Annotated in this window: 10 protein-coding genes; 5 read left to right on the top strand and 5 right to left on the bottom strand. The window is 60.8% G+C overall.

Annotated features, from left to right (window positions below):
• The 3 genes from Q0349_RS08430 to Q0349_RS08440 form a co-directional block, all read left to right on the top strand.
• Positions 1–837: alpha/beta fold hydrolase (locus tag Q0349_RS08430; protein ID WP_298080424.1), on the top strand; the 837-nt coding region annotated here is incomplete at its 5' end.
• Complete coding sequence (locus Q0349_RS08435; RefSeq protein ID WP_298080425.1) at positions 807–1,400, top strand: flavodoxin; 594 nt, start codon at positions 807–809, stop codon at positions 1,398–1,400. The genes Q0349_RS08430 and Q0349_RS08435, both read left to right, overlap by 31 nt.
• Positions 1,401–1,547: 147 nt before the next feature.
• The gene (locus Q0349_RS08440) at positions 1,548–1,898 is read left to right on the top strand and encodes a hypothetical protein (RefSeq protein WP_298080426.1); all 351 of its coding nucleotides are present in this window, start codon (positions 1,548–1,550) and stop codon (positions 1,896–1,898) included.
• A gap of 87 nt (positions 1,899–1,985) precedes the next feature.
• On the opposite strand, the gene tehB is transcribed toward Q0349_RS08440, so the two are convergent.
• The 3 genes from tehB to Q0349_RS08455 form a co-directional block, all read right to left on the bottom strand.
• On the bottom strand, positions 1,986–2,846 hold the full coding sequence (gene tehB / locus Q0349_RS08445; protein ID WP_298080427.1) for an SAM-dependent methyltransferase TehB: 861 nt from the start codon (positions 2,844–2,846) through the stop codon (positions 1,986–1,988).
• Between the two features lie 74 nt (positions 2,847–2,920).
• Positions 2,921–3,970: an NAD(P)-dependent alcohol dehydrogenase gene (locus Q0349_RS08450; RefSeq protein WP_298080428.1), complete on the bottom strand. Its 1,050-nt coding sequence runs from the start codon at positions 3,968–3,970 to the stop codon at positions 2,921–2,923.
• A gap of 130 nt (positions 3,971–4,100) precedes the next feature.
• A complete protein-coding gene (locus Q0349_RS08455) occupies positions 4,101–5,285 on the bottom strand; it encodes an MliC family protein (protein ID WP_298080429.1) in 1,185 nt (394 codons plus the stop codon).
• A gap of 155 nt (positions 5,286–5,440) precedes the next feature.
• On the opposite strand from Q0349_RS08455, the gene Q0349_RS08460 reads away from it, so the two are divergent.
• Both Q0349_RS08460 and Q0349_RS14130 read left to right on the top strand, forming a co-directional pair.
• Entirely contained in the window at positions 5,441–5,938 is a 498-nt protein-coding gene (locus Q0349_RS08460) for a hypothetical protein (RefSeq protein WP_298080432.1), read from the top strand.
• Positions 5,939–6,010: 72 nt separating this feature from the next.
• On the top strand, positions 6,011–7,864 hold the full coding sequence (locus Q0349_RS14130; RefSeq protein ID WP_366916296.1) for a fructose-specific PTS transporter subunit EIIC: 1,854 nt from the start codon (positions 6,011–6,013) through the stop codon (positions 7,862–7,864).
• Between the two features lie 61 nt (positions 7,865–7,925).
• Here the strand turns inward: Q0349_RS14130 and Q0349_RS08480 are convergent, their stop codons facing one another.
• Positions 7,926–8,183: a SemiSWEET family transporter gene (locus tag Q0349_RS08480; RefSeq protein ID WP_298080430.1), complete on the bottom strand. Its 258-nt coding sequence runs from the start codon at positions 8,181–8,183 to the stop codon at positions 7,926–7,928.
• A 575-nt stretch (positions 8,184–8,758) separates the two neighbouring features.
• Positions 8,759–10,693: a sucrose-specific PTS transporter subunit IIBC gene (locus Q0349_RS08485; protein WP_298080431.1), complete on the bottom strand. Its 1,935-nt coding sequence runs from the start codon at positions 10,691–10,693 to the stop codon at positions 8,759–8,761.
• Positions 10,694–10,937: the final 244 nt, after the last annotated feature.

The raw sequence follows: 10,937 nt of genomic DNA on the forward strand, positions 1-10,937 counted from the left end.
AAACTGCCGCTGGTCTTTCTGCACGGCGCGGGACAATCGATGCGTACCTGGCAAACTACACCGGATGGCCGCGCCGGATTTAACGAAATCTTTTTGCGTAAAGGCTATCCCGTTTATCTGATTGACCAGCCCCGGCGCGGACAATCCGGGCGCAGTACCGTGGATGGCACCATTGCCGCCACGCCGGATGACCAGTTCTGGTTTGCACAATTCCGCATCGGCATTTGGCCGAAATTCTTTGACGGTGTTGCCTTCCCGCAAGACGAAGCATCGCTCAATCAATTTTTCCGCCAGATGACACCCAATACCGCTGCATTTGATGCGGGCATTGTTTCCGACAGCCTCAAGGCATTGTTTGAGCGCACCGGTGACGGTATTTTGATTACCCATTCCCAGGGCGGCATCGTCGGCTGGATGACCGCTATTAAAAGCCCAGCGCATATCAAGGCAATTGTCGCCTATGAGCCGGGCAATTTCCCTTTCCCCGAAGGCGAAGTACCGCCCACCATCGAAAGCAAATTTGGCGATATTCTGCCAGCGAAAGTCAGCAAGGAAGATTTTGCCAAATTGACCCAAATGCCGGTGGTGATTTATTTCGGCGACAATATCAGCGACCAGCCTTCCGACATTCAGGGCGAAGACCAATGGCGCATTCGCCTCGCGCTGGCACGACAATGGGCGGATACCGTCAATAAACATGGCGGCGACGTTACCGTAATTCATTTGCCGCAGGCGGGCATCAAGGGCAATACCCATTTCCCGATGCAGGATTTGAACAATGCGGAAGTCGCTGAACACCTCGCCCAATGGCTGCAGGCAAAAGGATTGGACAAATGATTAAGCCGCTACTTTTATCGCTGGGAATCATTGCCGCCATGCCACAAGTTTTTGCCAAAGATTTGATTGTCTATTTGAGCCGCAGCCATAATACCGAAGCGGTTGCGAAAATGATTGCGGCGGAAACCGGCGGCGACTTGGTCGCTATCGAACTGGAAAAGCCGTATCCCGAAAATTATCGCGCTATCGTTGAGCAAGTACAGCGTGAAAATGAAAGTGGCTATTTGCCACCACTGAAAACACATATTGCCAATTTGGTGCAATATGAGCGCATTTTTGTCGGTTTTCCGACTTGGGGAATGCAATTGCCGCCACCGGTCAAAAGTTTTCTCGCCGCTCATGATTTAAGCGGCAAGAAAATTATGCCGTTCAATACTCATGCTGGTTATGGCATCGGCAGCAGTCTTACCGATATGCAGCGCTATTGTCGCGATTGCCAAATTGGCGACGCGCTTTCGCTTGAGGGCGGGCGCGAACGCGACGGTATTTTGTTCGTCATGCAAGGCGACAAGGCAAAAGAAGCGTTGGAGCAGGTACAGCAATGGCTGGCGAGCGCGCGATAAATCACGGTCGCCAAGGGCTATTTTGGCGAGGCGCGAGGTTTTGACTGGCGCGGTGGTGTTTTTGGTAAAACTTATGCAGTCCGGGCAATGTTTTTGGCAAGGTCATTGCTAGTGGTTAAGTGTCTTTCCTTAAACACGAAACGAGATATGGCTTGTATTATTTTGATTCTGAAGAGTCGTAGCGGTGTGACGCTCGACCTGTTCTTCATCGACACGGCTGCCGCGCCGCTTTATGTTGAGGCGGTGGGCGGCGCGTATTATCAGTTCAGCGACGAGGCGACCGGCTTTGCGCCGCCACGTTTGCAGACGGTGCGTGAGGGCGATGCGCTGCGCGTGTCGTTTGACGATGGCCCCGCGCTGGTCATCGGGCATTATTTCAGCCGCGGCGCGGGGGCGCTGATTGGTTTGCAGGAAGGCGGCGGGATGCGGCGTTATGCCGATGCGCCGTCTGCGATGCCGCCGCCGGGGCGAGGGTGCAAGATGCGCCCGTCGTGCTGATGTCGGCAGGCGACGCCATACGGCAACGCGCTGTCGCGTTCATGAAAAACGCCGCGGAATGCGGCGTTTTTTTGCATGAGCGTTGGTTTAGCTCGGTTTCTGCGCCAGCATGGTGACGAATTTGAGGCGAATCGGGTTGCCGCTCGCGTCGGTGGCGTGCATATTGCCCGGCGCCTCGTTGTAGGTCATGAATTTCCAGCCCGCGTAGTAGTCGCGCAGTTCGTTTTCGCGGAAGGTGAAGGAGAACGGCATCTGGCAGGGGTAGTCGGCGGTGTTCATCGCCGAGACGATGAGGTTGTAGCCGCCGGGGCGGGTGTGCGCCTGGATGTCGGCGAGGATGGCGGGAACGCGCTCCGGGTCGAGGAACATGAAGACGACGGTGGCGACGATGTAGTCGTAGTCTTCCGTGAGGGCGGCGGTGTTGATGTCGTAGGTTTCCGCGCGCACGGCGAGGTTTTCCTGCGCGGCAAGGCGGGCGACGCTCTCCGCCGCGCCGGGGTTGTAGTCGCTGGCGGTGACGTCATGCCCGGTGAGGGCAAGATAGAGCGCGTTGCGCCCCTGACCGCAACCGAGGTCAAGCGCCTTGCCCGGCGGCACGGTGTCGCTCGCGGCGACGACGGCGGAATGGGTGCGGGTCATGCCGTATTTTTTGGCGAAGTAGTCGGCGGGTTCGCAGTGAAATTCGAGCTGCATTTGTGTGTCGTCATCGAGCAGCTCCACGCGGTGCCATTGTTGCGGGTAAATCGTCCACACATCGCTTTCCGGGGTGAGGATGTGTGCGGCGATGGTCGCGCCGTCTTCCGTCAGTTCGTGGAATTTGAGGCGACCGGCGAGCACGCGCAGTTTGCCCCAGGTACCGGCCTGGGTGTTGTGCTGGTGGGTGACGGCGGACGGGATGGTGTCTTTCGTCCACACGGGCATGGTTTTGTAGCAGAGGAGTTGGCTCATGGCGGGTTCCGGTTGGGGGATGAATGGGGCTGTGAAAAACCGCCGGGGTGCGGCGGTTTTTGCGGGAGTGGGCGTTACAACGTCGCCATGTCGATGACGAAGCGGTATTTGACGTCGCTTTTCAGCATCCGCTCGTAGGCGGTGTTGATGTCTGCCATTTTTATCATTTCCACATCGGCGGTGATGTTGTGCGCGCCGCAGAAGTCGAGCAGCTCCTGCGTCTCCGCGATGCCGCCGATGAGGGAACCGGCGACGGCGCGGCGGTTCAGCACCAGCGGCACGGTGGCGAGCGTTTCGGCGGTCGCGCCAATTAGGCCGACGAAGACCAGCGTGCCGTCCAGTTTCAGCGCCGCCAGGTAGGGGTTGATGTCGTGGGTGTAGGGCACGGTGTCGATGATGAGGTCGAACTGGTTGGCGACGGCGGCCATTTGCGCGGCGTCGGTGGAGTTGATGATGTGGCTGGCACCGAGGCGGCGCGCGTCTTCCGCCTTGTGCGGCGAACGGGTAAAGAGCGACACTTCCGCGCCGAGGGCGTGCGCCAGTTTCAGCGCCATATGGCCGAGGCCACCGAGGCCGACCACGGCGACGCGGCTGCCCGCGCCAACGTTCCAGTGACGCAGCGGCGACCAGGTGGTGATACCGGCGCAAAGCAGCGGCGGCACCGCCTTGATGTCGAGGTTTTCCGGCACTTTCAGCACGAAGGCATCGCTGACGGTGATGCTTTGCGCGTAGCCGCCGTAGGTCGGCTGGCCGTCGTGGCGGTCGCGGCTGTTGTAGGTGAAAGTCGCGCCGTTTTCGCAGTATTGTTCGAGATGGTGCTGGCAGGACGCGCATTCGCGGCAGCTATCGACCATGCAGCCGACGGCAACGAGGTCGCCGGGGCGGTATTTGCTGACGGCGCTGCCGACGCTTTTGACGCGGCCAACGATTTCGTGGCCGGGGACGACCGGGTAGAGGGTGCCGCCCCAGTCGTTGCGCGCGGTGTGCAGGTCGCTGTGGCAGACGCCGGTGTAGAGGATGTCGATGACGACGTCATCGGCGCGCGGCGCACGGTATTCAAAGGTAAACGGCGCCAGCGGGCTGGTGGGGGAGGCGGCGGCGTAAGCGCGAACGGTTTGGCTCATGGATGGCTCCTTTGGGGTTGATGGGAGCGGGCATCATACCGCAGGCAACGGGGCATGACGGTACAACGAAACAACGAAAAAGGATGCCCGCAGGCATCCTTTTTCGTGGCTATGGAATGGTGTGGCGCGGTTAGCGCGGTTTGCAGGAGAAGGCGATCGGTTTGCCGTTGTGGTCGAAGGAGAGGACTTCGGCCTTGGCGAGGTTGTTGCCGTCGGTTTTGACGAGGTGCAGCATTCCGGCGTCCGAGCTGAAGATGAGGTTTTTGCCTTCGCTCGCCGCTTCGTCCATCGGCATCCGCACGCTTTTTTTGCCCTGGCGCACGACTGCGGTCGGGCTGGGGGTATCGATGCCGATGTATTCGACGCGCAGGTTTTTGCCGTTCTGGCATTGGTAGTTGCGCGTTTTGCCCTTGCCGTTTTTGCCACTCTTGGCCTGCGCGGCGTCTGCGCTTTCGCTGTCAATGGCTTCTCCGCCGGCTTTCACCGGCAGGCGACGCGGTTGTGGCGCGGCATCATTCGCCGCCTGTTCTTCTGCCGGGGCGGGATTGGCCTTGACCGGCAGGCGGCGCGGCGCGCTGTCTGCGGCGGGCGCGGCTTTAACGGGGACGGCTGCCGCGACGGGCGCCGTCGGGCCGGACTTTTTTACCGGCATCGCCTCGCCTTCTTCGGGGGCAGCAACCGGAACGGGCGCGGGACGTACGCCAACCGGTACGGGGGCGGGCATCGGCTGTACCGGCACGGGTGCGGGGCGCGTAACCGGGACGCCTGCGCCGGCGGGATAGCTGGCCGGGACGGGCAGCGGTTGTGAGGCACCGCCTGCGCCGCCATCAAGGTAGATGGTGACGTTGTAGGGGCGCGCTTTTTTGCTGTGCGCGGCGTTTTTGTGGTTCTGCACGATGCGCACTTCGTAGTTGCCGCTGTAGGGCAGGGTGTGCACCGAGCCGAAGCGCATCCCCATTTCTTCGTTGAACAGCGCAAATTCCATCGCAAAGTTTTTGCTGTTCGGTACCATGCGGATGGTTTGTCCGGCGTTGCCGCTGAAGTGGTAGGCGGCGATGCCGAGGCCGCGAATGGAGCCGGAGATATGCGCCTGACCGTTGCTGAAATTGAGCGGGCGGACGTTGATGCGGCTGCGCGCGGCGGCGGCGTTCGGCGGCATGATGGGCGTGCCGGGCGGGACGACGGTCAGTTGTCCCTGGTTGCGGATGGCGGGGACGGTCTGGTTGCCACCCACGCGATAGGTTTCGTGGTAGGTGGTGCGGGCGGTGGCTTGCGTTGCCGCAATGGCCAATAGCAGGGCTAGGGTTTTTTTCATGGGTTAAACACTCCTGTGCGAATTACAAGATTGCGGTAATGTAACATAGTTGTTCATCTTTTGCCGGGTAAAAATGATGTTTTTGTCATGTTTCGTTTTTTCCGTCGATTTTTCAGCGGTTTGTGTGCCGTGTTTTTCTTAATGTGAGGTTTTTGATGAATGTTGTGGAGGCAAATGCGGCAGCGGTTGGCCGTCTGTTGCAGTTAATCACACCGGCGCCGGACGCGCTGGAGCAGGAAGCGGTGCGGGATGCGGTGCAGGCGGCACGCGACCAGGATTTGCCGCTGATGTGGGCGGTGTATCAACTGGGCCGGGACGAGGCGGTATTTGCGGCGGAGTGGCCGGACGTGTTCTCGCTGGTGGAGCAGTTGCGTATGGTCGCGGCGAACTGGCAGGCGGATGTGTTTTTCGGGGTGCAGGAAGCGGAGGATGAGGCGCTGGTGTTTGAGTGCGACCCGCGCTGGTTGTTGCAGGTGGCGGCGCGCGAGCTCTCCGGCTACGGCCTCGCGCTGTGGCGCTGGCAGGGCGACAATCCCGATTTGTGCCTGGGTTTTGTCTGCCGCGAGGAGGACGGGGACTTGTTGCTGCAATGCGCGACGGCGCTGGAGGCGCGGTTGCTGCGGGTGGAAGACGAGGATTGGGAAGCGGCGTAGCGGCGGACGTCAAACTGACGCTATTAAAGAAAAAGCCGCATAATAACCGTACCTTAACCACCAGGAGACATCATGCAACTGACCACTTCCCTCATCCGCCTCGGCGCGACGCCGCGCGACAAAAACGAGGCCATCCGCCAGGTCGCGGCGTTGCTCGCCGAAAACGGCAAGGTCGCGCCGGAGTACGTCGAAGGGATGTTCGCGCGCGAGGCGCAGGAGAACACCTATCTCGGCAACGGCGTCGCCATTCCGCACGGCACGCCGGAGAGCCGCCACCTCATCAGGGAAACCGCCATCGCCGTGCTGCAAGTGCCGGGCGGCATTGACTGGGAAGACGACGAGGGCGAACTCGCCTACCTCATCGTCGGCATCGCCGCCAGCGACAATGAGCATCTCGCCGTGCTGAAGCGCCTTAGCACCGTCGTCGGCGACGAGGAAGTCGCCGAACGTCTGGCGAAAACTACCGATGCCGAAGACATCCGCAGCGCGCTGTCGGACGTCGCCGGCGGCGAGAGTGCCGCGCCGCAGGCCGCCGCCACGGGCAAGTTCGTCATCGGCATCACTTCCTGCCCGACCGGGGTCGCCCACACCTACATGGCGCAGGAAGCGCTGGAGAAGGGCGCGCAGGTGCTGGGTCATGAAGTCAAAATCGAAACGCAGGGCAGCGTCGGCGCGGATAACGTGCTGACCGCCGAAGACATCGCCCGCGCCGATGTGGTCATCATCGCCGCCGATACCAATGTTGACCCCGCCCGTTTTGCGGGCAAGCGCCTCTACCGTACCGGCACCAAAGCGGCGATTAACGACGCGGTGCAGGTCATCAACACCGCCTTCGCTTCCGCGCCCGTCTTCGGCGATGCCGACGCGGCGGCGAGTGCCAGCGCCAAACCGGAGCGCACCGGCGTTTACAAGCACCTGATGACCGGGGTGTCGCATATGCTGCCGTTCGTGGTCGCGGGCGGGTTGCTGATTGCGCTCGGCTTTGCCATTGGCTCGTTCATGTTCGGCGACCAGGGCATCTACATCTATAAAGAAGAATACGCAGGCACGCTGGGGCAGACGCTGTTCCAGATTGGCAAAGACGCCTTCGCCCTGTTCGTGCCGGTGCTGGGCGCCTACATCGCCTACTCCATCGCCGGCCGCCCCGGCATCGCCCCCGGCATGGTTGGCGCCTACATCGCCGCCAGTACCGGCGCGGGCTTCCTCGGCGCGATTGTCGCCGGGTTTATCGCCGGGTATTTCGTCGCCTGGCTGGCAAAAATCATCAAGCTGCCGCGTGAGCTGGACAGCCTCAAGCCGATGATTATCCTGCCGCTGGTCGGCACCGCCTTTATCGGCTTGTTGATGTATTACTTCATCGCCCACCCGGTCGCCGACGCGCAAAGCGCGCTGGAAACCTGGCTGAAATCGCTGCAAGGCTCCAGCGCGCTGCTGCTCGGCGCATTGCTCGGCGGGATGATGGCGCTTGATATGGGCGGCCCGGTGAACAAGGCGGCGTACCTCTTCTCCAGCGGCCTGATTGCCTCGGACGTCCTCGGCCCGATGGCGGCGACGATGGCCGCCGGGATGACACCGCCGCTCGCCATCTTTTGCGCGACGCTGCTCTTCAAAAACCGCTTTACCGAAGAAGAACGGCAGGCGGGCAAGGCGGCAGGCGTGCTGGGGCTCAGCTTCATCACCGAAGGCGCGATACCGTTCGCGGCAAAAGACCCGCTGCGCGTCATCCCGGCGCTGATGATTGGCTCGGCGGTGACGGGCGCGCTGAGCATGGTCTTCGGCTGCGGCCTGCGCGCGCCGCACGGCGGCATCTTCGTGCTCTTCATCCCGAACGCGGTGGTGCACGTCTGGGCGTATGCGCTGGCGATTATCGTCGGCACCGCGGTCAGTACCGCCTGCCTCGGCGCATTCAAGAAACGGCTGGCGTGAGGCGCGCCGCGTAAAAAAAATCCGCCGGGTTCGCCTGGCGGATTTTTTTTGTGGCAGCAGCTTAAAAGCTGGTGATGCAGGTAATGATGCCGAGGATGACGCCGGGGGCATTGGCGATGGCAATCGGCCAGTCGCGCTCCTCTTTCAGCAAGCCATAGGCGACCCAGAGCGAGCAGTTAATGGCGGCGCACAGCGGCTGGACGGGGGTGCCTTTATGCCCGGCGAGATTCGCCTGAATCTGGAAGATATAGGAAGCATACATACAAATGGCGGCAAAGGTGGCGACGACGGCAAGGATACGGATATGTTTTTCGTGCATGGGATTCTCCAGTTTGTTGCAGATTTCAAAAATCATTCGCCGGGGCGAATGGACGGTTTTATAAAAACCATATCGCTTGTGCGACAGGAATTATTCTATAAGTTATTCGCCGTGGAATAGGGGAATATTGGCGGTTTCGATGCCTGGCATTTCAGGCTGTTTATCGCCGTCTTTGTTCACGGGAGAATGCCATTCTAGCATGGTGCGAGATGGCTGCCCGTAACAGGGTTGCAAAAACACCTGATTTTTCAATAGGTGTTAATGTGGCGTCAATGGGCGTGGTTATGGGGCGGACGGGTGTTTTTTGCGGTTATTTTTGCGATACGTTTTTTGTCGTTTTTGTAGGTGATTTTTTATGTTTTTGAGGGCGGATTTTCTTTGCAGGATATGCGAAAAAAAGCCCGCAAAGGCGGGCTTTTTGTTGAGCGCATAGGGTTATTTGCCATTGAAAAATCTCCCACCCCTACAGGGGGAGGAGCATATCGGCGGGATTTTGTGCATTCGTTTCCGCAGCCGTGTCAGTGTGGTGGGGCAAGCCCCACCCTACGTTTACTTTTGCGCTACCGGCAGATGTTTTAATGCACGATTTTCGGCCTGCCGTTTTCAATTTCGACGGTCTGCCCTTCGTCGTAGGCGGTGAAGATGACGGGGGTGACGAGGCTCGGCACTTTGTCGGCGATGGCGGCGAGATCGACTTTTACCAGCGGCTGTCCGGCGGCGACGCGCTCGCCTTCTTTCACCAGCACTTCAAAGCCTTCGCCGTTCAGTTTGACGGTGTCGATGCCGATGTGGATGAGGATTTCCAGGCCGTTGTCGGTTTCCAATCCTATCGCGTGGCGGGTGGGGAAGATGGTGGCGACGCTGCCGTTTGCCGGGGCGCGGACGATGCCATCGCCGCCCGTCGGGTCAATGGCGAAGCTGGCGCCGAGGGCGTTCGCGGCAAAGGCGGGGTCGGGGATGTCGCTGGCGGCGAGAACGCGGCCTTGCAGCGGCATTTGCCATTCGGCGGGGATGGGGTCGGCGTCTGGTGCGGCGGCTTTGGGCGCAGGCGCGTTTTCAACTGGCGCAGCAGCGGCAGGCGCGAGGCGTTCCGGGTTGTAGCGGCTGCGCGCGAAGATGAGGGTCAGGCTGAAGGTGATGGCAAAGGCGATCGTCATCCCGATGATGTACGGCGTCAGGTATTGCGCGCCGATGGAGATGATGCCGGGGATGCCCGCCGCGCCGAGGGCGACGGCTTTGGTTTTGTAGAGGGTGATGTAGGCGCTGGCGCAGGCGGTGCCGATGAGGGCGGCGTAGAAGGGGTAGCGCAGGCGCAAATTGACGCCGAACATCGCCGGTTCGGTGATGCCAAGCACGGCGGAGATGCCGGAGGCGGAGGCGACGCCTTTGAGTTTGGCGTCGCGGGTGCTGAAGAGCGCGCCGAAGGCGGCCGCGCCTTGCGAGATGTTGTTCATCGCGGCGATGGGGAAGATGAAGGTGCCGCCGGTGTTGGCAAGGTCGGCGATGAGCTGGGTTTCGACCGGGATGAAGCTGTTGTGCATCCCGGTGATGACCACCGGCGCGTAGAGGCCGCCGAGGATGGCGCCGCCGAGAACGCCTGCGGTGTTGTAGAGCCACTGGATGGCGTCGGTGAAGGCGATACCGGCGTCGCGCGTCGCGGGGCCGACGATGGTGAAGGTGAGCAGCGCGGTGATGAAGATGGCGAGCAGTGGCGTCAGCAGTAAATCGACGCTCGCCGGGATGATGCGGCGCAGGCTGCGTTCCAGTTTGGCGAGTATCCAGCTGCAAACGAGGATGGGCAGCACGGTACCCTGGTAGCCGACTTTGGCGATGCTAAAGCCAAGAATATTCCAGTATTGCAGGGTGCCGTCGGCGGTCGCCTGCGCCAAGGCGTAGTTGTTGGTGAGATCAGGATGCACCATGATCATGCCAAGCACCGCGCCGAGGTAGGGGTTGCCGCCGAAGATGCGGGTGGCGGAGAAGGCGATGAGGATGGGGAGGAAGACGAAGGGCGCGTTGGCGAAGGTGTTGATCATTTCCGCCAGCCCCGCCCATTGCGGGTAGGCTTCAATCAGCGTTTTGCCCTTGATGACGAGGTCGTGCGCGGTGAGGACGTTGTTCAAGCCCATCAGCAAACCGCCGGCGACGATGGCGGGGATGATGGGGACGAAGATGTCGGAAAGGGTTTTGACGAAGCGCTGCAACAGGTTGCCTTTCGCCGCGCCGAGGTCTTTCGCCTCCTGCGTGCTGACCTGTTTGACGCCGGTAATATCGAGCAGTTCGGCGGTGACTTTGTTCACCGTCCCCGTGCCGAGGATGATTTGGAATTGCCCGGCGGTGAGGAAATTGCCCTTGGCGAGCGGGATGGCGTCCACCGCAGCCTTGTCGATTTTGGACTCGTCTTTCAGCACCATGCGCAGACGGGTGGCGCAGTGGGTCGCAGCGGCGATGTTGTCGCGGCCACCGACGGCAGCGATGATGGCTTCGGCGGTTTGGCGGTATTCGTTCATTTGGAGAACTCCTGGTTGGGTGGAAATTTGTTTGTTTAAAGCCTGTACAAAATCCGCTTTTACACACCCATTTGAATCCTTGCGCAGTTCTGTCCCCTCCCCTGCAGGGCGAAGCCCGCAGCGGGGGAGGGTTAGGGTGGGGGTGAATGATGCCGCTCATAAATTGCAGTTTTTCTTTCACGTATGCTGCCCCCACCCCAGCCCTCCCCCACGGGGGAGGGAGCATACCGGTGGATATCCGGCA

The sequence above is a fragment of the uncultured Cardiobacterium sp. genome (assembly GCF_938028185.1).
In the GTDB taxonomy this organism is placed as follows: Bacteria; Pseudomonadota; Gammaproteobacteria; order Cardiobacteriales; family Cardiobacteriaceae; genus Cardiobacterium.

Excerpts from the sequence above, each read along its gene's own strand:
- Q0349_RS08435 (WP_298080425.1), top strand. The coding sequence starts at position 807 with ATGGCTGCAGGCAAAAGGATTGGACAAATGATTAAGCCGCTACTTTTA.
- Q0349_RS08440 (WP_298080426.1), top strand. The coding sequence starts at position 1,548 with ATGGCTTGTATTATTTTGATTCTGAAGAGTCGTAGCGGTGTGACGCTC.
- tehB (WP_298080427.1), bottom strand. The coding sequence starts at position 2,846 with ATGAGCCAACTCCTCTGCTACAAAACCATGCCCGTGTGGACGAAAGAC.
- Q0349_RS08450 (WP_298080428.1), bottom strand. The coding sequence starts at position 3,970 with ATGAGCCAAACCGTTCGCGCTTACGCCGCCGCCTCCCCCACCAGCCCG.
- Q0349_RS08455 (WP_298080429.1), bottom strand. The coding sequence starts at position 5,285 with ATGAAAAAAACCCTAGCCCTGCTATTGGCCATTGCGGCAACGCAAGCC.
- Q0349_RS08460 (WP_298080432.1), top strand. The coding sequence starts at position 5,441 with ATGAATGTTGTGGAGGCAAATGCGGCAGCGGTTGGCCGTCTGTTGCAG.
- Q0349_RS14130 (WP_366916296.1), top strand. The coding sequence starts at position 6,011 with ATGCAACTGACCACTTCCCTCATCCGCCTCGGCGCGACGCCGCGCGAC.
- Q0349_RS08480 (WP_298080430.1), bottom strand. The coding sequence starts at position 8,183 with ATGCACGAAAAACATATCCGTATCCTTGCCGTCGTCGCCACCTTTGCC.
- Q0349_RS08485 (WP_298080431.1), bottom strand. The coding sequence starts at position 10,693 with ATGAACGAATACCGCCAAACCGCCGAAGCCATCATCGCTGCCGTCGGT.